Here is a 26852-nt window from a genome sequence, read left to right as displayed (position 1 = left end):
GGCCCTCCTCTTGGTAGGGCCAGGCCGTCCTGGTCATTGGTTCCCGATGTGGGGGAGGTCGTTCCTCCTGGCCGGCATTCTAGCAACGGGGGTGGGTACCGGCCGCTGCCGCCGGAAGCGGGTTACGGCCGATTCAGTGCATGAAGCTGGCGTCGATGGGCCCGTCTGCGCTAGAATGCGCGTCTGCCATCGGCCAGCCCGATGTGCAGTCCGGCTGTGGTCTCCGGCGCGCCGCGCGCTGTTTCCCCTGATCCGTGAACTGGCCGCCCACCGGGCGGCCAACGTCTCTATGGTGGCCCCGTCGGCCCCTCGCGACGCTAGGTCGAAAACCCCGCCAGGGCCGGAAGGCAGCAACGGTATCGATCGACGCGGGCGCCGAGGTCAGCCGGCGGGGCCACCGCCTTTTCCGCACTGGGCTCAGATCCCTTTGCATGGCAGAGGGATCTGACCCCGGCTTCGCATTCTTGGCCCGGCATGGCGCCGCGCTACCCTGCCTCGGGCGTGCCCTGGTGGAACACCATGCGCCATCTGTCCCCGTGCCGGCGCCACAGCGAACTGCGCAGCACCCAGTGCTGCAGCTGCCCATCAAGGTGATGGCGGCTGCGGTAGCGCACCTGGGCCAGGTCCTGCGACAGCAGCCAGACGGCGTACTGCTCCGATTCGATCTGCACCTGGGCACGCTCCAGCGGAATCTCCACCAGCGCGGCCGCACGGTCGTAGCACTGGCCGGAGCTGCCGATCTCGCTGAAATCCTCATCCAGCAATGCGGCCAGTTGCTCGCGGTCGGCACGCACCTGCGGCGCATGCAGTGCGCGCTCCAGCGCCTCCAGCCCGGCAGCCAACGCCGCATCTGCGGGCTGGCCGGTACCCCTCACGGCGGGTCCTGGGCCAGCACGTGCGGGGCGGTCGGGCTCGCCAGCGGCACGCACTGCCCCGGCTGCGCCACGCGGTGCCCACGCGCAGCCAGCGCCAGACCATCGGCCGCGCTGGCGTAGTGGTACAGCATCATCCGCGCCTGCAGTTCGGCGCTGTACTCACGCTCCAGATCGTCCACGCCGGTATGCGAGGGATTGCCGTGCAGGCCGCAATCGTGAGCGATCAGTTCGTTGTCACCGGCGAAGCGGGCCAGCATCTCCGGAATCGGCCGGGTATCGCCGCTCCAGGTCAGCGCGCCCTGCAGGCGCAGCCCATAGGCCGTCTCCGGCCAGTGGTGGCGCACCGGAAACACTTCCAGGCGCACGCCCTCGTGCCAGAACGCCTCGCCCACCACGATCAGCTGGAAGGCATCCCAGAAGTTCGCACCGCCCTCGGCCAGCACGTTCGGGTAATCCCCGATGCGCTTGTGCAGCAGCGGCACCACCGTGGCGGGCACGTACAGGCGCACCTTGCCGCGCCGGTGCGCATTGAAGAAGGTATCCACGAACAGGCGCTCGAAGCCGGCCACGTGGTCCAGGTGCACATGGGTGACGAACAGCGCCTGCGGCATCTGCCCGTAGTGCGCCTTGAACGCGGTCAGGCCTTCGCCACCACAATCGATGGTCAGCCATGGGCGCCCATCGCGCTCGATCACCGACATCGGCGACCCCAGCTCGACCGCCGACGCATTGCCGACGCCGAGGAAACGCAACGCCCAGTCCATCAGGTGCCCCGGTTCCAGGCCATGTCATAGGCACGGCGCAGCCGCGCGTAGTCCTTCTGCACGTCTTCCACGCTGCGCTCGCCGCGCAGCTTGATCAGCGAGCGCAGCAGGCGCTTGAGGTTGCGCTCGCGCCAGGCGGTCGCCGGGATGCGGATCACGCCGCGGTCGAAATCGATCAGCCAGCCATGGCCGCTACCATCGAACAGGATGTTGTGCGCGTTGAGATCGGCATGGTCCAGGCCGGCACGATGGAAACGGGCAATCAGGCGCCCGGTCTCCTCCCAGGGAGCCCCCCGGCCGGCCACCAGTGCGCGGTCGGCCAGCGAGCGCACGCCCTCGATCCGCTCCATCAGGATCGCCGCCCGGTAGCGCAGGCCCTCGCGCATGTAGAACGCGGCGATCGGCCGTGGCACCGGCAGCTTTTTCTCGCGCAGGGCGCGCATCAGGCGGAATTCGGCGAAGCTGCGGGTCCGGTCCGAGCCGCGCCAGAGGTACTGGTCATGGCTGATACGGGCCGCCATGCCGCCGCGCAGGTAGTGGCGCAGCACGCTGGCACCGAACGGCGCATCGACGAACCAGGCGCTGCCGCGGCCGCCCTCGCCCACCGGCCGGGCCCTGCTGCCCCAGTGCTGGGGCGAGAACAGGCCGATCTCGGCTTGCCGCAGCCGCTCGCGGTCGAACAGAATGGCCCCGATGCCGCGACCCTCGCGGCATGGCGTCAGCGCTTCATTGGCGTCGAATGCGACCATTTCATTGAGTCTAACAACACATGGCATCAGCGTCCTCCTCCTTGTGCCTCCTGCGCCTGTCCGCACTTGGCGATGTCACCCACGTGTTGCCCCTGGTGCGTACCCTGCAGGCCGCGCGCCCGGACACGCCGATCCACTGGATCATCGACAAGGTCGGCCACAAGCTGCTCGACGGCCTGCCCGGCGTCACCTTCCATGCCTACGACAAGAAGAGCGGCATGGCCGGGGTCAAGGAACTGCGCAGGCAGCTGCCGCCGGGGCGCTTCGAAGCGCTGCTGCAGATGCAGGTCGCGTTCCGCGCCAACCTGCTGTCGGCCTTCATTCCGGCCGAGCGCCGCATCGGCTACGACCGCAGCCGCTCGAAGGACCTGCATGGGCTTTTCATCAACGAACGCATTCCCGACCGTCCGGGCATCCATGTGCTCGATGCCATCGGCAGCTTCTGCGAACCGCTGGGCCTGCGCCAGACCGAGGTCAGCTGGGACCTGGCCGTGCCGCAGTCGGCATATGAGTGGGCCGCCGCGCAGTGGCACGACGATGGTCGCCCGGTGCTGATGATCTCGCCGTGCTCCAGCCACGTGCGCCGCAACTGGTACGCCGACCGCTACGCCGCCGTGGCCAACCACGCGGTCACGCGCGGCTGGCAGGTGGTGCTGTGCGGCGGCCGCAGCGAACTTGAGCGCAGCATGGCCGACGCCATCCAGGCACAGCTGCACACGCCGGCGCTGGACCTGGTAGGCAAGGACACGCTGAAGCAGCTGCCCGCCCTGCTGGCCCGCGCCAACCTGGTGATGACGCCCGATTCCGGCCCGATGCACATCGCCAACGCGATGGGCGCCAAGGTGCTGGGCCTGCATGCGGCCAGCAATCCGAACCGCAGCGGCCCGTACTCGGATCGTCGCTATTGCGTGGACCGCTACGACGATGCGGCACGCAAGTACCTCGCCAAGCAGGCCACCGATCTGAAGTGGGGCACCAAGATCGAGTTCGACGATGTGATGGAACTGATCACCGTGGAAGACGGTATCGCTGCCTTCGAACGCTACGTCGCCGACCACCTGGAGTGAGCGGCAGGCCGCCCGGGATTACACGCGCTGCGCGTAATCCTGATAGGACTTCTCCTCCACGTACGCCGAGCCCAGCGCCAGGTTGATCGCCTTCTTGATGCGCGCGCGTTCGTCATTGCGCAGGTACACGCTGCGCGCCAGGTCGATGAAGCCCTGGTCGAACGCCTGCGCCTTCTCCTTCAGCCGGATGTCGTCCTCGATCTCCCACAGCTGCTCGTTGACCACCTTCAGCTCGGCACGCAGCCTGGCGATGTCCTTCACGGCCGCCGGGTGTGCCATCCAGGTCTGCTCCAGCGCCGACAGCTCCCTGCGCACGTTGGCCAGCTTGCCCTCGTCGCTGATGCGCTCGGACTTGATCTGCAGGATCGAAATCTTGTCCAGCAGCTCGCCGAAAGAAACGGGAACGAGGATTTCAGCGGTCATGGGGAAAAGCTCCAGCAGGTGATGCGTACATGGTAACCCGCAGCGTCCGCACGGATATCCCCGGTAGATCCACGCCATGCGTGGATGAGCCTGCCAGCAGGAACAGCATCCACGCACCGCGCGGATCTCAGTGATGCATCTGGAGGACCAAGCCCCTCTGTTGAGGGGCTGCCCCGACAGGGGCGGGGAGAGGCCGGCAAAGGGAGGGGCCCACACGTTGCACAGCAACGTGTGGGGCGACGCGCAGAGCGCGTCGCGTCCCGCGCCAGATCAGTACAGGGTCACTACGGCGTGATTCCCGCCGCGCATCGCACCGCGCGGATCTCCCGTGATGCATCTGGAGGACCAAGCCCCTCTGTTGAGGGGCTGCCCCGACAGGGGCGGGGAGAGGCCGGCAAAGGGAGGGGCCCACGCGTTGCGCAGCAACGTGTGGGGCGACGCGCAGAGCGCGTCGCGTCCCGCGCCAGATAAAGAAAAAGGGCTGCCTTTCGGCAGCCCTTTTTCTTTATCTGGCGGAGAGGGGGACTGCCATAGATCCGTCCAAGGAAATCCAGTGGCATCGCAAATAACATATATTTGCCATTTATTTTCAATGGCTTACAAGTGACATCATCCAGCACCGTCCAGCAACACCCATCACCACCCAACGCGAAATGGCATACCAGATGGCATACTGGATGGCATACCAGATGGCATACCAGACACCCATGGCACTGCTTACCGACATCAAAGCCAGAAGCACCACTCCCGGGAGCACAGCACTGCCACACGGCGGAGTCCCCGGCCTAAGCCTGCATCCTTCACGCACAAAGAAGGGGCAAGGTAAGTGGGTCCTACGCTACGTGAGCCCTACCACTGGCAAACGCCGCAATGCAGGCCTCGGCAGCTACCCGCATGTGAGCATCGCCCTTGCCGGCAAGCTGGCTCGCGAAATGCGCGAAGAGATTGCACTTGGGCAAGATCCCCTGGCGACCAAGGCGCCCGCAGTTGCTGCACCCGTGATGCCAACCTTCCAAGAGGCGGCAGAACAGGTACATGCCGAACTCAAGCCAGGGTGGAAGAATGCCAAGCACGCCCAGCAGTGGATCAACACGCTTACCGAGTACGCCTTCCCCAAGATCGGCTCCTTGCCGATGGACCAACTTCAGCCCCGTCATATGGCCGATGTCTTGCGCCCGATCTGGCTGGAAAAAGCGGAGACCGCTTCCCGGGTAAAGCAGCGTTTGCATGCCGTGATGGCCTGGGGCTGGGCGCACGGGTTCAACCAAGCCAACCCTGTGGATGTAGTCACCCATCTGCTACCGGTACAACCCAGCAAGACGGTCCGACAAGAGCACCAACCTGCCATGCCCTGGACTGACATCCCGGCGTTTGTCAAAACTAGACTGGTGGATACATACGAGCTAGATGTCACCAAACGTGCGCTGCTGTTTTTGATCTTGACCGCTGCGCGCTCTGGCGAAGTCAGGGGAATGACTTGGGATGAGGTCAATTTGCGCAACAAAGTCTGGATCATTCCTGCCGATCGCATGAAAGCCAGCCAGACCCATCGAGTCCCACTCTCTGAGCAAGCCATCACTTTGCTGCAGGTACAGGTAGGCAAGCACGATCATCTGGTCTTCCCATCGATCCATTCCCGAACAGTCCTCTCGGACATGACCCTAACTGCGCTATTGCGCCGCCTGAAGGCCCACAGCGATAGCGACAAGCGGATAGCCACCGCGCACGGCTTCCGGTCAAGCTTTCGCGACTGGTGCAGCGAGGAAGGCTATGCTCGGGATCTTGCTGAACGCGCGCTGGCCCACACTGTCCAAAACAAGGTCGAAGCTGCCTATCACCGCACCGATCTGCTGGAGCAACGACGCCCCATGATGCAGGCATGGGCTGATTTCATCCTCCCCAGACCTGCTCCGGACTGAACCGCCCCGACTTTCTTGGAGGCCATTTGGTTTGAGTCAGGCCGCTTTGGCCTGACCGACTTGCTGCCGATAGTAAGCCGCTTCGGCTTCCGCTGGCGGGATGTTCCCGATCGCCCCCAGCAGTCATTGGTGGTTGTACCAGTACACCCAGTCCAGCGTGGAGCCAGCTCCACCTGATCGCGATTGCGCCACGAATGCCGATGGATCACCTCGGCCTTGTACAGCCCATTGGTCGTCTCGGCCAGCGTGCTGCCATAGCTATCGTGCACGCTGCCCGCCGACAGTTCGACCCCGGCCTCGGCTAGTTGTGTAGCGACCCATCGGTTCCTGCTCAGGTCATGCTACTAACAACCAAGCAGTTGGACAGCGCCGCCAAACGAAGTGGTCACAGCAGCCAGCCAGTTGGACTCTTGGCATGGCACCGATGTCCGCTTTCGGCCAGAAGCGGACCTTCGAGAACAGCCGGGGGAGATGAGCACGGCCTTCCCAGCCGCGTTGAATCACAGGCATGTGACCGGTGGCGATGCAACTATTCAGTGCTAGCGGGGAAGCGATTCAGATATCGGCACAAGACGAACGGCACTAGTCAGGTAATCCTGGATCGTCGGGCGGTCTCGAAGCAGCGAATCGCTCTTGGTTCTGGGCGTTATGTGATCGAGCACGCCGAGCCACGGTTTCGACCCGGCGGGGGCCGACGAGCCCTTCGAGCTGCGTGCGGCCGATCTCGGTCAGCGCAATCACCGCACCCTCGCCATACAGGCAGTCCCCGTGCGTTTGCCCATCCGGACCACCGTCTCTCCAACAATACGCAGTCGCCACCAATTGACCATTGGCATCGAACCATCGCGATGTACCGTCCGTCGCCGCCTGCCACCTCAATCGATTGGCTAGGTGTGTAAACCCAACACGTTGTTCAGTGGAATTCGGGAAATAGGTGGTTTGTAGCCGAGGCTGGCATGGCGCCGGTGCCAGTTGTAGTGATGCAGCCACGGCCCGAGCGCATGGGCGCGCTGTTCGGAGCTGTCATAGGCGCGTGCGTAGGCCCACTCGCGCAGACTGGTCTGCACCAGGCGCTCGGCATTGCCGTTGGTGCGCGGCGTGTAGGGCCGGGTGCGCAGGTGGTGCATACCGAGCCGGCGCACGAGACGGCGGAAGCTGCGTGATCTGTAACAGGCGCCGTTGTCGGTCAGCACGCGCTCGAAGCGCAGGCCCAGCCCACGGTAGTAACGCACGGCCAGCAACAGGGCCCGGCCGGCACTGCGGGCGCGCTCATCCGGCTCGATGGAGGCAAAGGCCACGCGCGAGTGGTCGTCGATGGCCAGATGGACATACTCCCAACCGCCGCCGCGAGAGTTGATCTGACGATTGCCGGTAACGCGATGGCCGGGCTGGCGGAAGCGCCCCAGTTTCTTGATATCCAAATGCAGCAACTGGCCGGGCCGGGCGTATTCGTAGCGGTTGGTCGGCGGTGCCGGCTCCAACTCGGCCAGCCGGTGCAAACCAGCGCGCCGCAGCAGGCGGGCAATCGTGCTCGGCGCCACCGGCAACTGTTCGGCGATCTGGCGATAGGTCTGGCGCGCACGTCGCTGTTCAAACACCCGATCCACTACCGCCTGCGGAGTTGCATGCGGACAGTGATGAGGACGGGAGGAGCGATCGAGCAGGCCATCCGGCCCTTCCTGGCTGAAACGCTTGAGCCATTTGTAGGCGGTGCGCACGCTGACGCCGGCGGCATGGGCCGCCTCTTCGGCGCGTAGGCCTTGAACAAGGATGCGGTCCACAAGCAGGGCTCGACCGCGAGGGCTCAAACGGGCATGTTTATGCAGGTTCATCCGGGGCTCCTGGGGGCTGGTTTGGCTTGGTAACCACCATCTTCCAGAGATGCCCCGGATGAAGGGTTCTACCCCGAAATTACGGACTGTTTGGAAAGGGCTGAAAACTTCTGGTCCTGCTTGACCCGACGCCGTCGCATCCTGGGGTTGTGGCGGCGCTCGATGTATTCGAACACATCGGACCGGGCGGCATCGAGTGTTGGATACGTTGTGCGATAGATCCGCTCGCGTTTGAGCAGACCAAAGAACCCCTCGCAGGCGGCATTGTCGCCACAATGCCCCACCGCACTCATCGAGCAAAGCAGGCCATTGGCGGCCAGGTAGCCCTGGTAATCGCCGCTACGAAATTGACTGCCGCGGTCGGAGTGCAGGATCAGCGGATGCCGCTCCTGCCGTTGCCAAACCGCCATCTGCACCGCTCTGATCACCATCTGCCGGTCCTGCCGATGATGCATGGACCAGCCCACAATGCGCTGATCAAACAGGTCCAGCACGACGCATAGATACAGCTTGGCCTGCTGGGTCTTGATCTCGGTGATGTCGGTCACCCACTTGGTTTCCGGCTCCAAGGCGCTGAAATCACGCTCCAGCAGCTTGCGCACGCCCGGCGGCGTCAGTGCCGGTTGGGCGCGCTGACCACGCCGTTTCGGGCGTGGCCAGCCCTGAAGGCCGGCTACCGCCATCAGCCGGGCAACCCGGTTCCGACTGGCCATCAACCCTTCCTCGACCAGATCCTCCTGCATGCGGCCGGCACCCAGCGTGCCCCGGCTGTCCTGATGCAGCGCATGGATACGGCCCAGCAAGCGCTCGTTATCGCATTGACGAGGGCTGGGCAGTCGTTTGCTCCAGTCGTAGTAGCCGCTGGTTGACACCCGCAGGCAGCGGCACATCAGGCGAATCGGAAACTCATCGCGGCAACGTTCGATCACCTGATACCTCAGGATGATCCCTTGGCAAAGAACGTCGCCGCTTCGCGCAAAAAATCCCGCTCCTTGGTGATCCTGGCCAACTCGCGCTTGAGCCAGGCAACCTCCTCGTCACGCGGGCTCCCGGTACCCGCAAAGGCGGCTTTCCCCACCGTCTCCGCCTCCCGCTTCCAGCGGGTCAGCAGACTGTCGCGGATGCCCAGCTCACGGGCCACCTGGGCGCAGCTGACACCGGGCCGACTGGCTTGCTCCACCGCGCCACGCTTGAACTCGGCACTGAACTTGCGACGCTTTGACATGAACACTCCTCATGGCCTCGATCGGCCTTCTTGTAAGTGTCCGTGAAAACGGGGGTGAACCCCTACGTAGAAGTCGTTGAGCGCGGTCTGCAACACGTAGGCAGGCGGTGCGTGCTGCACATGCCCGGTCCTGCCAGCCGCGTCCAGCAGCAGCCGATGCACCTGCCGCCACGGCGTGTCATAGCCGATGGTCACGCCGGTTTCCAGCCACATGCCAGCCGCCTGCGGATCACGCGAATAGTTCAGCAGCTTGCCGCTGAGCACATGCATGTTGGGCAGGCTGACCTCCACCCCGGTAAGGGTGCGGATGCGGGTGGTGAACAAACCGATCTGTATCACCTGCCCTTCCACCTCCGCCACTTTGACCAGATCGCCGACCGACATCGTCCTTGAATACAGCAGGGTGAAACCCGCCGCCGCCTGGCCGACGATGCTCGATCCGCCCAGCGAGATCATCACGCCCAGCAGCACCGTCAGGCCCTTGAACGCATCACTGCCCGAGCCGGGCAGATAGGGATAGGCCATCACCAGCGCAAACAGCCAGATGCCCGCGACGATCAGTTTGCGGCTGGGTTCGGCCAACTGGCGGTCGATGCCGAACAACTGGAAACGCCCATGCTGCACGCCGCGGAACAGGATGCCGATGATCTGGCTGGCCAGGCGTGCCAGCAGGAAAATGATCAGCGCCGTCACCAGCCCCGGGATGGCCGCCACCCCCGCCCACAACCAGGCTTTGGCCTGGGCAGCGAGCCACAACGTCATCGTCGTTGCCCACGGCTGGGTGTAGTCGAACTGATGGAATACATAGCGCAGCCATTCCTCGGCCAGCACCAGCACCGCCACCAGCAGCAAGGCGCGCGACAACCAGTCGGCCAGCGCATTGGCCCCATGCAGCATCTGCCGTACCGGCACGCTACGCAACGTCCCGGCTTTTTTACCCACCCAGGCCAGCATCGCCGCCCGCAGCTGACGTGCCAGCCAGGCCATCACCCAGGCCAAGGCGGCGGCCAGTGCGGTGGCGACAAGGCTGTGCAGCACACCGCGAAGCACCCGTCCCGGCGCACGCTCGCGCTCAGCGGCGGCGACCGCCTCGCCAAGCCGGCTGCGCACCTCCTCGCGTACCTGGGCCAGACTCTGGCCCTGCGCGGTATCCACATCGGCAGGCGTGATGAGGGTGACGACTTCCCCGCCGAGCAGCAGGATCACACCGGCCGCGGTATCGTTGAAGGTGACGCCGGGCGTTCCCGGCTCGTCGACGATGCGCTTGATGTTGAATTCGGCAACCTGCGCCCGCTGCAAGGGCGAGCGCCCCATGAACGCACTGCGGAAGGTCAGGATGTCACGGTTGTAATAGCGCACCGTCGCTGGGGCATGCGCCTGGGCGGTGCTTTCTTCGGTCGCAGCCAGCAGCGGCGCAGGTGCAAGCAGCAGCAAGGCGCACAGCACAAGCAGCAGCGATGCCATCAAGGTGAACCCGCGTGCCAGTGGTGCTGTTTCGAGGCTGCTCCGGAACATCTTTCTGCTTCCCCGCAAGAAGAGATGACTTGCCGCTGGCGTGTTGCGTCGACCCGCCGCCAATCAGCCCCCACAGGCCGCGGGGTACGCCAGCTACGCCCGTGCTCCATCATCGCACCGCGGCAGGCGGATTGCCTGCCATCACGATCTGGCCACTATCGTCCAGGGTGCACCACACTCGCCCGCAGCAACGTAGCCCGGGTAAGCGCAGCGCACCCGGGAAGAGCGGTCCGGGCATCCGTATCCGCGCCAACCGCCCCGGGTGCGCTGCGCTTACCCGGGCTACGGCTTTGGTTAAATCTCGCGATGTGTGCTGTGGCTCGCTCCTGCGTGAGCGCCACGCCGACGGATCTGGGCGTCCCTCCCACTCCGCACCAACTGCCCCGGGTGCGCTGCGCTTACCCGGGCTAAGGGCTTTCGTTCAATCTCGCGATGTGTGCTGTGGCTCACTCCTGTGCGAACGCCACGCCGACGGATCTGGGCGTCCCTCCCACTCCGCACCAACCGCCCCGGGTGCGCTGCGCTTACCCGGGCTACGGCCAGCCATTGATCTGGCGATGCTTGCCGCGGCTTTCTGCTGATGGCGCCGGCCTTGATATTGGTCAGTCCCGGCGGCGACGAAGGGGCGGATACTCGCTGCGTGGAAACTTTCACGACCCGCGTGCAGCTATTCAATGCGCCACACCGGCTGCTGTTCTTCATCGGTGTCTGCAATCTCGGCTTGGCGATGGCTTGGTGGGCGCTCTGGCTGGCCGGCTTGCAGCTGGGCAGCCCCCTGCCCGTGCCCGCCGTGCCGCCGGCCTGGCTGCATGGGCTGTGGATGCAGTACCTGGTGCTGCCCAGTTTCATCTTCGGCTTCCTGTTGACCGTATTCCCACGCTGGATGGGATTGCCGGCACTGCCGCGGTGGCAATACGCAGGCGTTGGTAGCGGACTGTTCGGCGCGCAGATCGCGCTGCTGACCGCCAGCAGCGGTTGGCAACCCGGGATGTGGTTGGCCCTGTTGCTGGCGGCGCTGGGATGGGCATTCGGGCTGGTCGTACTCGGCCGCCTGCTGTTGCAGGAGAAAGGCCGCACCTGGCATGCGTGGTCATGCTGGTCCGGCTTGCTGATGGGCTGGATCGGCCTGCTCGGTTTCGCCGCCGCTGCCACAGGTGCTGATATCCGCTGGCAGGCACTGAGCGTGTCGCTTGGCACCTTCGGGCTGTTGCTGCCGATCTACGCAAGCGTCGCCCACCGCATGTTTCCGTTCTTCGCCGGCAACGTGGTGCCGGGCTACCAGGCATGGCGGCCACCACAATGGTTGGCGATCCTGTGGGGACTGTGCCTGCTGCATCTGGCCGGGGAACAGCTGCAGCAGCCACTGGCGACGCTGCTGGCCGATGCGGGCCTGCTGCTGTTGTCGCTGTACTCGCTGTGGCGTTGGTGGCCGCGCGGACCCAAGCCGCCGCTGTTGAGCGTGCTTTTTTACGGACTGGCGTGGTGGCCGCTGGCGATGCTGCTGTATCTGCTGCAGGACATCGCTGCGCTTGCCGGCCATACCGGCTGGCTGGAACGCGCGCCACTACATGCCTTGGCGATCGGCCTGTTCGGCAGCCTGTTGGTGGCCATGGTCACGCGTGTGACCCAAGGCCATTCCGGGCGTGCACTGGTGATGCCGGTGGTCGCATGGGTCGCCCTGCTCGGCCTGCAACTGGTTGCAGTGCTGCGCATCCTGGCGCCGCTACTGGATGATCCCTGGCATTGGCATGCCGTCGCCGCCGCCGGCTGGCTGCTGGTGCTTGCACCGTGGTTGCTGCGGTTGGGGTGGATCTACTGGCGCCCACGTGCGGACGGCAAGCCGGACTAATCGTTACGCGGAGAATCAGGCCTGCACGCGGCCATCAGCCAGATGCACCACCTGCTGGCCGAACATGTCCACGTCCTCCGGATCATGGCTGATCAGCAGCAGCGGGATGCCGGTCTGGTCCAGCACCGTTTCAAGCTCCTGGCGCAGATGCGCACGCAGGGCGTGGTCGAGTGCGGCGAACGGCTCATCCAGCAGCAGTGCCTGCGGCTTGGTCACCAGCGCCCGCGCCAAGGCGGTGCGCTGACGTTGGCCGCCGGAGATCTGCGACGGCAGCAGGTCACCGAGGTGATCGATGCGGAACGTCTGCAACCATTGCTCGACCGCATCGATACGACGGCTCCGCGGCGGATTCAACAGGCCTCGCTGCAGGCCAAAACCCACGTTCTGCCGCACCGTCAGGTGCGGGAACAAGGCGTAGTCCTGGAACACATAGCCGATGCGGCGCCGTTGTGGTGACAGATTGATGCCGGCAGCCGCATCGAACAGCGCCTGCCCGTGCATACGGATCACACCGGCGTCCGGCCGCAGCAATCCAGCCACCGCCTTCAAGGTCAAACTTTTTCCCGCACCAGACGGGCCGAACAACACCACATTGCGCTGTGTGCAACGCAAGGCCGCCTGCAGCTGGAAGTGCTGGCCTGCAGCCTGCAGCTTGCGTTGGATATCCAGCTCAAGCCACATTGCGCGCCCCCTCCTGCCGCCGCCCGACCAATCGCGCGGCAAGCAGCAGCACGCTGATGCAGACCAGCGAGGACAGCAGCACCAAGGCGTTGGCGCGACCGTCATTGCCGGCCTGCACCGCCTCGTAGATGGCGATGGACAAGGTCTGGGTGCGGCCGGGAATGCTGCCGGCGACCATGATGGTGGCGCCGAACTCGCCCATCGCGCGGGCGAACGCCAGCAGCAAGCCGGCAAGAATGCCGCGCCATGCCAGCGGCAAGGTCACCCGGAAGAACAGCGCCAGCTCGGATACACCCAAGGTGCGCGCGGCCTGTTCCAGCTGCCCATCCACATCCTCGAAGGCCGCACGCGCCGGCTTGAACACCAGCGGAAACGAGGCCACCGCAGCCGCGATCACCGCTGCCTGCCAGGTAAACACAAGATTGATGCCGAAACTGTCTTCCAGCCATGCACCAAGCGGGCCCTTGCTGCCGATCAGCACCAGCAGGTAATAGCCCAGCACCGTCGGCGGCAACACCATCGGCAGGGTGAATATCGTGTCCAGCAACTCACGGCCGGGGAAGCGCCGCCGCGCCAACAAGGCACCAAATCCGACACCGAGCACGAGGTTGATCGCGGTCGCCCAGCCGGCCACCTTCAACGACAACCACAGCGCGCTCCAGTCCAGATCCACCATCAAGGACTACCGAAGCCGTGCCTGTGCAGAATGGCCTGGCCCTGCGCCGAGCGCACGAAGGCGATGAAGCGCTTTGCTTCGGCGGCATTGCGGCTGGTCTTCACCATCGCCAACGGATACGCGATACCACCGGCAACCGGCACCTGAAAGGCGCGCTGCACGCGCTCGCTCATCGCCTGCGCGTCGGTGGCGTAAACGAAGCCTGCATCCACTTCACCCCGTGCCACATAGTCCAGTGACTGGCGCACGTTCTGGGTGCTGATCATCTTGGCCTGCACCACCGGCCACACACCGGCCTGCTGCAGCGCACCGCGTGCATAGCGCCCAACCGGTACGCTGTCGGGATTGCCGATGGCAACGCGCTTCACATCGGCCTTGGTCAGCGCCGCCAACGTGGTCGGCTTGTTGCTGGCCTGCGGCGGCACCACCACCCACAGGCTGTTCTGCGCGAATACGTGCTGGGTTGCCGGATCGATCAGGCCTTCGGTATTGGCCTGTGCCATCGTGGTCTGGTCGGCCGAGGCCAGCACGTCGACCGGCGCGCCGCGTGCGATCTGCTGCAGCAAGGTGCCGGAGGCGGCGAAGTTCAGGTCCACCTTCGTGCCCGGGTTGGCCGTCTCGTATGCGCTGGATATCTCGCGGAAACTCTCGGTCAGGCTGGAAGCCGCGGAGACCGTCAGATCAGCTGCGCTTGCCGGCAGCGTGACGGCCAGCAACAACAACGCCCACAGCTTGTTCATGCATGCATCCTTGGTTGGGCATCATTCGCTTGCGTCATCGGTGGCCGCCATCAACGCCAGACGTTCCGGTTGCAGCAGGATGATCTCGCGCTGCTTCACCGCGATGACTTCTTCGTCGCTCAAACGCCGCAACACCCGGCTGGCCGTTTCCGGCGCCATGCGCAGGTAGTTGGCGATCTCGGTGCGGGTCATGGTCAGGTTGAAGCGGTGTGCCGAGAAGCCACGCCGCGCGTAGCGGCTGGAGATATCCAGCAGGAAAGCCGCCATGCGCTCCTCGGTACGGTAATTGGCCGCCAACAGCGCCGCCTTGCCGATCTCGGCACTGAGCAGGCTGAACAGCTTGGCCTGCAGGCCGGGCATGCGGCTGGCCAGCATGCTGATGCGCGGAAACGAGATACGGCACAGATGCACGGTATCCAACGCCACCGCATTGCAGGGATAACGCGATCCGTGGATGGCGTTCAGGCCGATAACTTCGCCAGGCAAGGCAAAGCCCAGCACCTGCTCGTTGCCAAGGCTGTCGTCGACGAAGGTCTTGACCATGCCGGCGCGCACCGCAGCGATTGCATCGAAGGGTTCACCCGCGCGGAAGATGTAGTCGCCCGCATGGTACGGCCCAACGTGGTCGACCATCACGTGCAGCTCGTTCAGCGCGGTCTTGTCATAGCCCTGCGAGCTGCAGGCATCGGAGAACGCACAGGTCGTGCAGAAATGCAGCGCGTCACCGTCGCCGGCAGCGGCTGGATTGGGCGTCGCGGTTCCCAGAGGACCGCGCGGTGGGGGGGTGGGTGACGTCATTCCGTTTTCAAGCAACAGCGGCCAAGGGGCGGAAGCACGCTGCGATCATACGCCACAGCAGCTCACCTTCGTTCTGGATCAACAACATGTCGCCGTCACGACGCAGCCAGCCGCGTTCGATGAACATGGCGACGCGGCTCCAGGCGTGCTCGAAACAGGCATCGAACGGCTGCGCGTTGCGCCATTCGAAGGCGCGCATGTCCAGCGCGTGGTCGCAGGCCAGGCTCTGCACCACCTCATCGGTCATACGTTCATGCTCGGAAAGAATAAGCCCGGACGATATGCCAGGCTGGCCAACCACCAGGCAGGCGCGCCAGTTGCGCGGCTCCGGTGCGATGCGACAGATCACATTGCCGATCTGGCTGCAGGCGCCCACACCAATACCGAGCAGGTCATGGCGCTCGCGGCGGGGGACCCCGAGCAGGTCGCAATGGCGCTGGCCGTCACCGTTGCGCAGCGGCATGGGCAAGTCCGGCCGCTGGTAGTGGTCGCCACCCAACGGGCGGTAGCCGGCCGCCCGCAGCAGCCGCCACGCCTGCAGCCAGTCCGCCGGCAACGGGTATTCGGGCAGCAAGGCAGGCGATGGCAGGATGATGCGTTCGGGTGCCAGCTCCAGCACCCGCTGCAGCCGCTGCAGGAACGACACATCGGCGTAGCACGGCACGCGCAGCTGGTAGTAACACGCAGTGAACGCGGCCTGCTGGGCCTGAGCCAGCATCGCCGGGCCATCGACGCCGGCGTGATCGATCACCGTCATCCGGGTACAACCGACCTCCCGCAATGACGCCGGTACCACATCGCTGGCTGCATCCAGACGCACTTCGACCTGCGGCCGCGCAATGGTGCACAGCTGCTCGGGCACCGCATCCAACAGGCGGCCCAGCAGGGCGGGCGACAGGTGCTCGACGATACCCGGCTGCAGCACCATGGCTGCCACTTCGCGGTCGCTGGCCAGCATGTTGGCATGCAGGCGCAGGCATACCAGCAGCGCATCCAGCACGTTTTCGGCCGGCTCCGGGTCATGGGCCGGTGCGCAGAAACCCAGGGTCAACGCACGCGGAATCAGATGCTCGTTGCTGGCCTGCATGGCCGCACGCCAGCCGGCTTCGGCAAAGCCGGGGCTCAGCTCAGCCGGCGTCGGGAACAACACGTGCGCGGGTTGCTGCAGCAGTGCGACATGCAATGTGGCGTCATCCATCCCGGCGGTCTCTACTGACATGCCTGCATCCTCGCGCAGTGACCGCCGGGTTTCCCTGATCTGGATCAAGCCCGACGCTGTTTCTCCACCGCGCCGGCATCGATGGCTTCGGGCAGGTCGGTCTCGCGATCGAGCTGCGGGAAGTTGCGACGCTCCATCCGGCGGATGGCGAAGTGCATCCAGGTCAAGGAAATGCTGACCAGCACGAACAACAGCATGAAGCAGCTGCTCCAGATGCCGAGCGCATCATTCAGGGCGCCAAACACGATGGGCAGGATGAAGCCGCCGAGGCCGCCGATCATGCCGACCACACCACCCACCGAGCCCACGTGCTGCGGGTAGTAGACCGGGATGTGCTTGTAGACCGCGGCCTTGCCCAGCGACATGAAGAAGCCGAGAACGAATACCAGCACGGTGAACAGGGTCACGCTGATCGCCAGGTGGAAGCTGATCTCGCCGTGTATGCCCTGCACGATATAACGCGTATCCGGATAGGCCAGGATGAAGGTACAGATCGACGACACCCCCAGCGTCCAGTACATCACCCGCCGTGCACCGATGCGGTCCGACAGCCAGCCGCCCACCACCCGGAACAGGCTGGCCGGTATCGAGTAACACGCGGCCAGCACGCCGGCCGTGCCGACGTCCATGCCGTAGGCGCCGACCAGATAATGCGGCAGCCACAGTGCCAGCGCGACGAAGCCACCGAACACGAAGAAGTAGTACAGCGAGAAGCGCCACACCTGCAGATTCTTCAGCGGTGCCATCTGTTCGGCGAAGGACATCGGCTTGACGCCACTGCGACGACGATCTTCCAGCGAGGGATCTTCCTTGCTGAACAGGTAGAACAGGATGGCGGTGACCGCCAGCGCGACCGCCCACAGCTTGGCCACCATCATCCAGCCCGAGGCCACCATCACCAGCGGCGCCAGCAGCTTGGTTACCGCCGAGCCGATGTTGCCGGCACCGAAGATGCCCAGCGCGGTGCCCTGCTTCTCCGCCGGGAACCACTTGGACACATAGGTGACGCCGACTGAGAAGTTGCCGCCGGCGATGCCGACGAACAGTGCGGCCAACAGGAACTGCGGGTAGGTCTGTGCATAGGTCAGCAGCCAGGTCGCCACCGCGCCGCACAGCATCACCAGGGTCATCACCTTGCGCCCGCCAAACTGATCGGACCAGATGCCGAGAAAGACGCGGATCACCGAGCCGGTCAACACCGGGGTGGCGATCAACAGACCGAACTGGGTGTCGTTCAAACCCAGCTGCTCGCTGATCTGGATGCCGATGATGGCGAAGATCATCCACACCGCGAAACACACGGTGAAGGCGAAGGTGCTCAGCCATAGCGCACGTTGTTGTTCGCCGTTGCTGATGTTCTGTAGATTCTGGCTCATTGCCGCTCCTGGGGGATTGCGTCTTACTCAGCCTGTGCTTCGATGTCTTCCAGCCCACGCACCGGGTAACGTTCGCGCAGTTCCAGCAGGAACTGCTGCACGTCGCGCTGGCGCACCTGCAGCTCCAGGTAGTCGCTGATCTGCGGCTGCACCTGCTCGAAGGTAAGCGCCGTGCCGGCTTCCAGCGCATCGATGCTGACCACGTGGTAGCCCCAGCGCGACTCCACCGGGAAACCCGCCAGGCCTTGCCGCAGGCGGAATACCTGGCGATCGAATTCCGGCGTGGTCTGGCCGCGTTGCAGCCAGCCCAGCTCGCCGCCTTCGCTGCTGGACGGGCATTGCGAGTGACGCGCGGCCAGATCAGCAAACAGATGCGGCTGTTCCAGCAGTTCGGCGATCAGCTTCTCGGCCAGGGTGCGGGCTTTCAGCCGGCCGGCGATATCGTCGGCCGGTGCCGCCAGCAGGATGTGGCGTACGCGGATGCGGTCCGGTGAGCGGAAACGCTCGGGGTTTTGCGCAAAGTAACGCTGGCAGTCGTCTTCGCTGGGCACGCGGTCTACCAGCGCCTGTTCGATCAGCTGCTGGATGCGTGCTTCCTCGCTGGTCTCCTGGCCGACGCCGGGGACATCGGCCAGGCCAAGCCGTTCGGCTTCCAGCCGCAGCAGTTCGCGCACCACCAGCGCACGCGCCGCATCGGCACGCGACTGCTCCGGGCGCATCGCCCGGTGGTACTGCATCTCGCGGGCGATATCGGCCTCGCTGATCGGCGTGTCCTGCACGTACAGGCTGCACGGTGCCGGTTGGCCGAGGCTGCGCGGGCCATCGTCGGCATCGTGATGGTGGCCGGCCTCGGCCGGCACCGGCGTCTGCGAATCGATGACGGTGATGGGAAGAATGCGTGGCAGGCTGCCCATGACTTACTCCCGCGGACCGTAGCGCAGCGTGGCCTGGCGACGACGTACCACTTGATATGGCCGCCACAGGTAGCTGATCGGCACGCTCCACACATGCACCAGACGAGTGAACGGTGCGATCAGCACCAGCGTCAGCCCGAGGAAGATGTGCACCTTGTAGACCCAGTGCACGCCCTCGACATAATCGGCGGCACCGGCACGGAAGGTGACGATGTGCTGCGCCCACTCGGCCAACATCACCATCACCCCGCCATCAAGATGGCCGGCGGAGACCTTGATGCTGTACAGGCCAAGACAGAGCTGGGCGAACAGCAGCACCAGCACCAGCGTGTCACCGAAGCTGCCGATTGCACGCACCCGCGCATTGGTCAGCCGCCGCACCAGCAGGATGGTGATGCCGACGAAGCACAGTGCGCCGAAGAAGCCACCCACCACCATCGCCAGCAACTGCTTCTGCGAGGAAGTGATGAAAGGCTCGTACAGTGCATGCGGGGTCAGCAGGCCGACGAAGTGACCACCGAGGATGGCGATGATGCCGATGTGGAAGCAGTTGCTGCCAAAGCGCATGCCGCGGTCGGACAGCAACTGGGTGGAGCCGGTACGCCAGCTGTACATGGCCTTGTCATAGCGCGCCCAGCTGCCGATCAACAGCACCGCCACCGCGATGTAGGGATAGAACTGGAAGGCGAACTGATTGAGGTAATTCATGGCTGGATCTCCCGCGGCTGCGCGCGTGCCGGTGAACGATGGGGTGGATCGCAATCCTGCGAAGGTGCATCGGTGCCAAAGCGCACCGCTTCCTCTTCCCACAGGCGGTCCATGGCTTCGACGGTGTCGTCGCGCACTTCTTCGCTGGCCCGCTGGCGCAGCACGGCCAGGTTGACCTTGCCCTCGCCCGCCTCGACCAGGATTTCCAGCAGCACCGCATGCGGCAACTGCCGCTCGGCCGCGCGCGCGGCGAGCATGCCGGCGATGTGGCCGATGTGGTGCAGCCAATCCTTGGCCTCGGCCTGCGGCCGATGCGCCAGGTATTCCAGCAGCAGCGGCAGATAGTCCGGCAGCTCGCGCGCATCCAGCTCGAAGCCATTCTTGCGATAGGCATCGATCAGGTCGACCATGGCCTGGCCGCGATCACGCGACTCGCCATGGATGTGTTCGAACACCAGCAGGCTCATCGAGCGGCCACGGTCGAACGTGGCCAGCCAGCGGTCCTGCGCGTCCAGCGGGTCGGTAGCAAGCAGGTCACGGACGAAGGTCTGCAACTGCCTGCGACGGGCCGGCGACAGTGCCGGATTATCGCAGGCCTCGAGCAGCTCCTCGCCATGCTGCCAGAGCTCTTCACGCGGGTAGTCCAGCAATACGCCAATCAGCTTGAGCACACTCATTTCACCACCTCATGCCGATGCTGGCGGTTGGGATGCACCGCGAAGGTGGTGGTCTTGCGCTGGGTGAACAGGTCAGCCGGGCTGTCGCCGTTGCAACCATTGCCGAAGGTGAAGCCGCAGCCACCACGTTCGCCGAACGCATCGTTGGCGTACTCACGGTGGGCGCTCGGAATGACGAAACGGTCCTCATAGTTGGCGATGGCCAGGTAGCGGTACATCTCTTCTACTTGCGCCGGGGTCAGCCCCACCTGTTCGAGCACGCGCATGTCTTCCACGCCATCCACGTTCTTGGCGCGGCGCCAGGCGCGCATCGCCATCAGCCGCTCCAGGGCACGGATCACCGGCGCTTCGTCACCGGCGGTCAGCAGGTTGGCGAGGTAGCGCACCGGGATGCGCAACGAAGCGATATCCGGCAGCTCGCCGCTCATGCCGACATGGCCACGCTCGGCCGCCGACTGGATCGGCGACAACGGCGGCACGTACCAGACCATCGGCAAGGTGCGGTATTCCGGGTGCAGCGGCAGCGCCAGCTTCCAGTCGATGGCCAGCTTGTAGACCGGCGACTGCTTGGCCGATTCCAGCCAGCTGTCGGGAATGCCTTCGGCACGCGCAGCGGCGATCACCGCTGGGTCGAAGGGGTCCAGGAAGATGTCCAGGTGCGACTGGTACAGGTCCTTCTCCGCTGCCACCGATGCAGCCTCGGCGATACGATCCGCGTCGTACAGCATCACCCCCAGGTAGCGGATGCGGCCCACGCAGGTTTCCGAGCACACGGTGGGCTCGCCCATCTCGATGCGCGGGTAGCAGAAGATGCACTTCTCGGACTTGCCGCTCTTCCAGTTGTAATAGATCTTCTTGTACGGGCAGGCCGACACACACATGCGCCAACCACGGCACTTGTCCTGGTCGATCAGCACGATGCCGTCTTCCTCGCGCTTGTAGATCGCGCCGGACGGGCACGCCGAGACGCAGGCCGGGTTGAGGCAGTGCTCGCACAGCCGCGGCAGATACATCATGAAGGTCTTTTCGAAGGCGCCGTAGATCTCCTTCTGCACCTTGTCGAAGTTGTAGTCACGCGACCGCTTGGAGAACTCGCTGCCGAGGATTTCCTCCCAGTTCGGACCCCACTCGATCTTCTCCATGCGCTGGCCGGTCAGCAGCGAGCGCGGCCGTGCGGTCGGCTGGTGCTTCAGCTCGGGCGCGTCGTGCAGGTGCTGGTAATCGAAGTCGAACGGCTCGTAGTAGTCGTCGATCTGCGGCAGGTCGGGGTTGGAGAAGATCTTGGCCAGCATGCGCCAGCGACCACCGGCGCGCGGCACCAGCTTGCCGCTGCCGTTGCGCACCCAACCGCCGTTCCACTTTTCCTGGTTTTCCCATTCCTTGGGATAACCGATGCCGGGCTTGGTCTCGACGTTGTTGAACCAGGCGTACTCCACGCCTTCGCGCGAGGTCCACACGTTCTTGCAGGTGATCGAGCAGGTGTGGCAGCCGATGCACTTGTCCAGGTTCAAGACCATCGCAATCTGGGCACGTACTTTCATCACACCACCTCCCGTGCGGCGCCGGTTGCACTCGAATTCGCGTCCTCACCATCCAGCCAATCGATCTTGTCCATCTTGCGCACGATCACGAACTCATCACGGTTGGTACCACAGGTACCGTAGTAGTTGAAGCCCCAGGCCAGCTGCGCGTAGCCGCCGATCATGTGGGTGGGCTTGAGCACTATGCGGGTCACCGAGTTGTGGATGCCGCCGCGGGTACCAGAGATCTCCGAACCCGGCACGTTGATGATGCGTTCCTGGGCGTGGTACATCATCGCCATGCCCGGCATCACCCGCTGGCTGACCACCGCACGCGCGGCGATCGCGCCATTGACGTTGAACAGCTCGATCCAGTCGTTGTCCTCGATGCCGGCATTGCGTGCGTCGTCCTCGCTCAGCCAGACGATGGGGCCGCCACGCGACAAGGTCTGCATGATCAGGTTATCGCTGTAGGTGCTGTGGATGCCCCACTTCTGGTGCGGGGTGATCCAGTTCAGCACGATCTCCTTGTTGCCGTTCTGGCGCTTGTTGAGCAGCGGCTCCACCGTGCGTGTATTGACCGGCGGCCGGTAGCTCATGAAGGCCTCACCGAAGTCGATCATCCACTCGTGGTCCTGGTAGAACTGCTGGCGGCCGGTCACCGTGCGCCACGGAATCAGCTCGTGCACATTGGTGTAGCCGGCGTTGTAGCTGACGTTGTCGTCTTCCAGTCCGGACCAGATCGGCGAGGAGATGATCTTGCGCGGCTGTGCCTGGATGTCACGGAAGCGGATCGCCTCGTGCTCCTTGCCCACCGCCAGATGGGTGTGCTCGCGGCCGGTGAAGGTGCCCAGCGACTCCCAGGCCTTGACTGCGACATGGCCATTGGTTTCCGGGGCCAGGTGCAGGATCACTTCGCAGGCATCGATGGCGGTATCAATCGCCGGCCGACCCTGGCTGATGCCTTCGCCCAGCACGGTGTGGTTGAGCTTGCCAAGGAATTCCACCTCGTGCTTGGTATCCCAGCTCATGCCCTTGCCACCATTGCCGAGCTTGTCCAGCAGCGGGCCCAGCGAGGTGAACTTGCGGTAGAGGTTGGGATAGTCGCGCTCGACCACCGCCATGCTCGGCATGGTCTTGCCCGGGATGGCCTCGCACTGGCCCTTCTTCCAGTCAGCCACGCCGAACGGCATGCCCAGCTCGTTGGGTGTGTCGTGCAGGGTCGGCACCAGCACCAGGTCCTTCTCGACACCGAGCACGCCCGGTGCCATGTCGCTGAGCGTGCGTGCGACGCCCTTGAAGATTTCCCAGTCGCTGCGCGATTCCCAGGCCGGATCCACCGCCTTGGACAGGGGGTGGATGAAGGGATGCATGTCCGAGGTGTTGAGGTCGTCCTTCTCGTACCAGGTGGCGGTCGGCAGCACGATGTCCGAGTACAGCGCGGTGGTGCACATGCGGAAATCCAGCGTCACCAGCAGGTCGAGCTTGCCTTCCGGTGCTTCGTCACGCCACTTCACGTCCTCGGGCTTGAGCGCGCCCATCTCGCCCAGGTCCTTGCCCTGCAGGCCGTGACGCGTGCCGAGCAGATGCCGCAGCATGTACTCGTGGCCCTTGCCGGAGGAACCGAGCAGGTTGGAGCGCCAGATGAACATCATCCGCGGGTGGTTCTGCGCGGCATCCGGATCGGCGAAGGCGAAGTCCAGCGAACCGTCCTTGAACTTGGACAGCGCGTAGTCGGCCGGTACGATGCCGGCCTGTTCGGCCTCGCGCACCAGCTGCAGCGGATTGCGGTCCAGCTGCGGCGCACTCGGCAGCCAGCCCATGCGCACCGCGCGCAGGTTGAGGTCGGCCAGGCTGCCGCTGTACTTGGAGGCATCGGCCAGCGGCGACAGCAGTTCGTCCACCTGCAGCTTCTCGTAACGCCACTGCCCGGTATTGAAGTAGAAGAACGAGGTGCCGTTCATCTGCCGCGGCGGACGGCTCCAGTCCAGACCGAAGGCCAGCGGCTGCCAGCCGGTCTGCGGGCGCAGCTTTTCCTGGCCCACGTAGTGCGCCCAACCACCACCGGTCTGGCCCACGCAGCCACACATGACCAGCATGTTGATCAGGCCGCGGTAGTTCATGTCGTTGTGGAACCAGTGGTTCATGCCGGCGCCGACGATGATCATGCTGCGACCATGGGTCTTGTCGGCGGTGCGGGCGAACTCACGGGCAATCTCGATCACCTCGGCGCGTGACACGCCGGTGATGCGTTCCTGCCATGCCGGCGTACCCGGCACGTTGTCATCGAAGCTCTTGGCGACATTGCCGCCGCCGAAGCCGCGATCAACACCGTACTGTGCAAGCAGCAGGTCATAGACCGTGGCGACCAATGCTTCGCCGCCATCGGCCAACTGCAGGCGGCGCAGCGGGATATTGCGCTCCAGCACTTCTTCGGCCGGTGCGGCGGTCCAGCCGTCGCTCTCGATGCCGCCGAAGTACGGGAAGCTCACCGCCTCGATACCGTCGTGGATGTCGGCCAGGCTCAGGCGCAGGCGCGTGTCATGGCCATCGCTGGCCTTTTCCTCGATGTTCCACTTGCCCTTCTCGCCCCAGCGGAAGCCGACCGAGCCATTCGGCACGGTGATGTCGCCGCTGTTCTCGTCGAACGCCAGCGTCTTCCATTCCGGATTGTTGCTTTCGCCCAGCCCGCCCAGCTCACTGGCGCGCAGGAAGTGGCCTGGCACCAGGCGACCATCGGCACGGCGCTCGATGCGCACCAGCATCGGCATGTCCGAGTACTGGCGGCAGTAGTCCTGGAAGTATTGCGAGGGCGTGTCGACGTGGAACTCGCGCAGGATCACGTGGCCGAAGGCGAATGCCAGCGCGGCATCGGTGCCCTGCTTGGGATGCAGCCAATGGTCGGTGAGCTTGGCCAGCTCCGAGTAGTCGGGGCAGATCGCCACCGTCTTGGTGCCGTTGTAACGCGCCTCGGTGAAGAAGTGCGCATCCGGGGTGCGCGTCTGCGGCACGTTCGAGCCCCAGGCGATGATGTAGCGGCTGTTGTACCAGTCGGCCGATTCCGGCACGTCGGTCTGCTCGCCCCACACCTGCGGCGAGGCCGGCGGCAGATCGCAATACCAATCGTAGAAGGACAGACAGGCACCGCCGAGCAGCGACAGATAGCGCGCACCGGCCGCGTAGGACACCATCGACATCGCCGGAATCGGCGAGAAGCCGACGATGCGGTCGGGGCCGTATTCCTTGGTGGTGTAGAGGTTGGAGGCGGCGATGATCTCGTTGGCCTCGTCCCAGTTCAGGCGCACAAAGCCACCCATGCCGCGGCGACGCTTGTACTCACGCGACTTGGCCGGGTCCTGCACGATGCTGGCCCAGGCTTCGACCGGCGACAGGGTCTTGCGGGCCTGCCGCCACATGCGCAGCAAGGTGCCACGGATCAGCGGGTACTTGAGCCGGTTGGCGCTGTACAGGTACCAGGAATAGCTGGCGCCACGCGGGCAACCGCGTGGTTCGTGATTGGGCAGGTCCGGGCGGGTGCGCGGGTAGTCGGTCTGCTGGGTTTCCCAGGTGACCAGTCCGTTCTTGACGTAGATCTTCCAGCTGCAGGAGCCCGTGCAGTTCACGCCGTGGGTGGAACGTACGATCTTGTCGTACTGCCAGCGGGCGCGATAACTGTTTTCCCAGTCCCGCCCTTCGCTCTTGCTGAACCCATGGCCATCGGCGAAGGGTTGTGGATCACGCTTGAAGAACTGCAAGCGATCAAGGAAATAGCTCATGGTGAATCTCCGTTCGCAAACTGCTGCATCGTGGCTAGGGGTGACATCTGGCTGCGGTGCGGGTGTAACTCAGCAGGGTGTTTCGGCGCCCCGCCGGTAGTACCACCACCAGGTCACGGCCAGGCAGGTGGCGTAGAACGCGATGAAGCCGTACAGCGCCATGTCCGGGCCGCCGGTCAAGCTGATCGAAGTGCCGTAGCTCTTCGGGATGAAGAAGCCGCCATAGGCACCGATGGCGCCGGAGAAGCCGACCACGGCTGCCGATTCGATGCTGGCTTGATGCGCAGCGGCCTTCTTGCCTTCAGCGCCTTCATTGGCCGACAGGCGCTCGTGCAGGGTGCGGAAGATCACCGGGATCATCCGGAAGGTGGTGCCGTTGCCGATGCCGCTGAGCACGAACAAGGCCATGAACGAGAGCAGGAAACCGTAGAAGTTGCCGCCCTGGCCGTTATTGGGCAGGAAGTGCAATACGCCGAACACGGCTGCGATCATCAGCGCGAATACCCAGAAGGTCAGGCGTGCGCCGCCCCAGCGGTCGGCCATGCTGCCACCCACCGAGCGCATCAGCGCACCCAGCAGCGGGCCAATGAAGGCATAGGCCAGTGGATTCACGTCCGGGAACTGGCTCTTGACCAGCATCGGGAAACCAGCAGAAAAGCCGATATAGGAGCCGAAGGTGCCGATGTACAACCAGCACATCAGCCAGTTGTGCTTGCGGCGGAAGATCACCGCCTGCTCGGAGAACGATGAGCGGGCACTGGTCAGGTCGTTCATGCCGAACCAGGCAGCCAGCGCGAAGAAGGCGATGAACGGCACCCAGATGAAGCCGGCGTTCTGCAGGAACAAGGGCGCGCCGCCGTCCACCACCGCCTGCGGAGCGCCGCCCAGGGCACCAAACACGCCTACCGTGATCACCAGCGGTACCACCGCCTGCGATACCGACACCCCTACGTTGCCCAGGCCGGCATTCAGGCCCAGTGCCATGCCCTGGCGCTGCTTGGGATAGAAGAAGGAGATATTGGACATGGAGGACGAGAAGTTCGCGCCACCGAAGCCACACAGGATGGCGATCAGCACGAATACCCAATACGGCGTGGCGGGGTTCTGCACCGCGAAGCCCAGCCACAAGGTGGGCAGCAACAGCGAGGCGGTGGACAAGGCCGTCCAACGGCGGCCACCGAAGATCGGGATCACGAAGGAGTAGAAGATGCGCAGCGTCGCGCCGGAAAGACTGGGCAAGGCTACCAGCCAGAACAACTGATCGGTACTGAAGGCAAACCCGATTTTCGGCAGGCTGATGGTCACCGCCGAAAACAGCACCCACACCGAGAACGCCAGCAGCAGCGCGGGGATGGATATGACCAGGTTGCGGGTGGCAACGCGTTTACCGGTCTGCTCCCAGTAAACCGGATCTTCCGGCCGCCAATCGGTGATGACACCGCCGGGACCGGGCCTGCTGTTTTTTACGGCATCGCGACTGACACTCATGCAACGCTCCAAGGCTGTTTGATACGGCGCTGGTTCTGCTGTGCTGTTGCCTGCCCAGTCG

At 64.6% G+C, this 26852-nt stretch carries 22 protein-coding genes, 1 other RNA gene and 1 pseudogene; 4 read left to right on the top strand and 20 right to left on the bottom strand.

What is annotated here, in order from left to right:
• Positions 1–298: 298 nt before the first annotated feature.
• Positions 299–395: signal recognition particle sRNA small type (ffs, locus tag AC5P7F_RS18010), an RNA gene on the top strand.
• A gap of 90 nt (positions 396–485) precedes the next feature.
• Here the strand turns inward: ffs and AC5P7F_RS18005 are convergent.
• From AC5P7F_RS18005 to AC5P7F_RS17995, 3 genes are read right to left on the bottom strand one after another with little or no spacing between them, the layout of a single operon-like run.
• On the bottom strand, positions 486–875 hold the full coding sequence (locus AC5P7F_RS18005; protein ID WP_053495267.1) for a nuclear transport factor 2 family protein: 390 nt from the start codon (positions 873–875) through the stop codon (positions 486–488).
• The gene (locus AC5P7F_RS18000) at positions 872–1639 is read right to left on the bottom strand and encodes an MBL fold metallo-hydrolase (RefSeq protein WP_069117572.1); all 768 of its coding nucleotides are present in this window, start codon (positions 1637–1639) and stop codon (positions 872–874) included. The genes AC5P7F_RS18005 and AC5P7F_RS18000 overlap by 4 nt, the downstream gene beginning before the upstream one ends.
• A complete protein-coding gene (locus AC5P7F_RS17995; RefSeq protein ID WP_032958195.1) occupies positions 1639–2388 on the bottom strand; it encodes a 3-deoxy-D-manno-octulosonic acid kinase in 750 nt (249 codons plus the stop codon). Before AC5P7F_RS17995 ends, AC5P7F_RS18000 begins: the two co-directional genes overlap by 1 nt.
• 20 nt (positions 2389–2408) lie before the next feature.
• Between AC5P7F_RS17995 and AC5P7F_RS17990 the strand changes: the two genes are divergently transcribed.
• Positions 2409–3455, top strand: coding sequence for a glycosyltransferase family 9 protein (locus tag AC5P7F_RS17990; RefSeq protein ID WP_164077824.1), 1047 nt, complete (start codon positions 2409–2411; stop codon positions 3453–3455).
• Between the two features lie 18 nt (positions 3456–3473).
• Here AC5P7F_RS17990 and AC5P7F_RS17985 read toward each other — a convergent pair whose 3' ends face one another.
• A complete protein-coding gene (locus AC5P7F_RS17985) occupies positions 3474–3878 on the bottom strand; it encodes a DUF6165 family protein (RefSeq protein ID WP_014646159.1) in 405 nt (134 codons plus the stop codon).
• A gap of 653 nt (positions 3879–4531) precedes the next feature.
• Between AC5P7F_RS17985 and AC5P7F_RS17980 the strand changes: the two genes are divergently transcribed.
• Positions 4532–5797: a tyrosine-type recombinase/integrase gene (locus tag AC5P7F_RS17980; protein ID WP_337778018.1), complete on the top strand. Its 1266-nt coding sequence runs from the start codon at positions 4532–4534 to the stop codon at positions 5795–5797.
• A gap of 36 nt (positions 5798–5833) precedes the next feature.
• Here the strand turns inward: AC5P7F_RS17980 and AC5P7F_RS17975 are convergent.
• The 4 genes and pseudogenes from AC5P7F_RS17975 to AC5P7F_RS17960 all read right to left on the bottom strand — a co-directional run.
• Positions 5834–6105: pseudogene (locus tag AC5P7F_RS17975) on the bottom strand (integrase core domain-containing protein); the annotation flags it as partial.
• Between the two features lie 579 nt (positions 6106–6684).
• Positions 6685–7629, bottom strand: a complete 945-nt coding sequence (locus AC5P7F_RS17970; protein ID WP_329765475.1) for an IS481 family transposase — start codon at positions 7627–7629, stop codon at positions 6685–6687.
• Between the two features lie 68 nt (positions 7630–7697).
• Positions 7698–8854 (bottom strand): IS3 family transposase gene (locus AC5P7F_RS17965; protein ID WP_135965916.1). Its coding sequence is split into 2 segments (ribosomal slippage): positions 7698–8614 and positions 8614–8854, totalling 1158 coding nucleotides; the frame shifts between segments, so codons are not numbered across the junction.
• Positions 8855–8863: 9 nt separating this feature from the next.
• Positions 8864–10318 (bottom strand): mechanosensitive ion channel family protein, encoded by a 1455-nt coding sequence (locus AC5P7F_RS17960; RefSeq protein WP_329765476.1) that lies wholly within the window; start codon positions 10316–10318, stop codon positions 8864–8866.
• Positions 10319–11009: 691 nt separating this feature from the next.
• On the opposite strand from AC5P7F_RS17960, the gene AC5P7F_RS17955 reads away from it, so the two are divergent.
• A complete protein-coding gene (locus tag AC5P7F_RS17955; RefSeq protein ID WP_236509020.1) occupies positions 11010–12218 on the top strand; it encodes an NnrS family protein in 1209 nt (402 codons plus the stop codon).
• 15 nt (positions 12219–12233) lie between these two features.
• On the opposite strand, the gene AC5P7F_RS17950 is transcribed toward AC5P7F_RS17955, so the two are convergent.
• The 12 genes from AC5P7F_RS17950 to AC5P7F_RS17895 form a co-directional block, all read right to left on the bottom strand.
• Positions 12234–12899 (bottom strand): sulfate/molybdate ABC transporter ATP-binding protein, encoded by a 666-nt coding sequence (locus tag AC5P7F_RS17950; protein ID WP_099589922.1) that lies wholly within the window; start codon positions 12897–12899, stop codon positions 12234–12236.
• Complete coding sequence (gene modB, locus AC5P7F_RS17945; protein ID WP_099475691.1) at positions 12889–13572, bottom strand: molybdate ABC transporter permease subunit; 684 nt, start codon at positions 13570–13572, stop codon at positions 12889–12891. The genes AC5P7F_RS17950 and modB overlap by 11 nt, the downstream gene beginning before the upstream one ends.
• Before the next feature lie 2 nt (positions 13573–13574).
• Positions 13575–14315 carry a molybdate ABC transporter substrate-binding protein gene (modA, locus tag AC5P7F_RS17940; protein WP_099475669.1) on the bottom strand — a complete coding sequence of 247 codons (741 nt, stop codon included), beginning with the start codon at positions 14313–14315 and terminating at the stop codon, positions 13575–13577.
• 21 nt (positions 14316–14336) lie between these two features.
• Complete coding sequence (locus tag AC5P7F_RS17935) at positions 14337–15113, bottom strand: helix-turn-helix domain-containing protein (protein WP_135965914.1); 777 nt, start codon at positions 15111–15113, stop codon at positions 14337–14339.
• Positions 15114–15120: 7 nt separating this feature from the next.
• Positions 15121–16332, bottom strand: a complete 1212-nt coding sequence (locus AC5P7F_RS17930) for an oxygen-independent coproporphyrinogen III oxidase (RefSeq protein WP_135965913.1) — start codon at positions 16330–16332, stop codon at positions 15121–15123.
• 44 nt (positions 16333–16376) lie between these two features.
• Complete coding sequence (locus AC5P7F_RS17925; RefSeq protein WP_135965912.1) at positions 16377–17708, bottom strand: MFS transporter; 1332 nt, start codon at positions 17706–17708, stop codon at positions 16377–16379.
• Between the two features lie 23 nt (positions 17709–17731).
• Positions 17732–18622 carry a peptidylprolyl isomerase gene (locus tag AC5P7F_RS17920; protein WP_279920052.1) on the bottom strand — a complete coding sequence of 297 codons (891 nt, stop codon included), beginning with the start codon at positions 18620–18622 and terminating at the stop codon, positions 17732–17734.
• 3 nt (positions 18623–18625) lie between these two features.
• On the bottom strand, positions 18626–19330 hold the full coding sequence (narI, locus tag AC5P7F_RS17915; protein ID WP_135965910.1) for a respiratory nitrate reductase subunit gamma: 705 nt from the start codon (positions 19328–19330) through the stop codon (positions 18626–18628).
• Positions 19327–20007 carry a nitrate reductase molybdenum cofactor assembly chaperone gene (gene narJ, locus AC5P7F_RS17910; protein WP_135965909.1) on the bottom strand — a complete coding sequence of 227 codons (681 nt, stop codon included), beginning with the start codon at positions 20005–20007 and terminating at the stop codon, positions 19327–19329. Before narJ ends, narI begins: the two co-directional genes overlap by 4 nt.
• The gene (gene narH / locus AC5P7F_RS17905) at positions 20004–21548 is read right to left on the bottom strand and encodes a nitrate reductase subunit beta (RefSeq protein ID WP_049450918.1); all 1545 of its coding nucleotides are present in this window, start codon (positions 21546–21548) and stop codon (positions 20004–20006) included. Before narH ends, narJ begins: the two co-directional genes overlap by 4 nt.
• Positions 21548–25303 (bottom strand): nitrate reductase subunit alpha, encoded by a 3756-nt coding sequence (locus tag AC5P7F_RS17900; RefSeq protein ID WP_495204190.1) that lies wholly within the window; start codon positions 25301–25303, stop codon positions 21548–21550. The genes narH and AC5P7F_RS17900 overlap by 1 nt, the downstream gene beginning before the upstream one ends.
• Before the next feature lie 69 nt (positions 25304–25372).
• Positions 25373–26791 (bottom strand): NarK family nitrate/nitrite MFS transporter, encoded by a 1419-nt coding sequence (locus AC5P7F_RS17895; protein WP_135965907.1) that lies wholly within the window; start codon positions 26789–26791, stop codon positions 25373–25375.
• Positions 26792–26852: the final 61 nt, after the last annotated feature.

The sequence above is a fragment of the Stenotrophomonas sp. YJH_SMC_105-26 genome, assembly GCF_059368915.1.
This window is presented reverse-complemented; position numbering and strand designations above follow the sequence as displayed.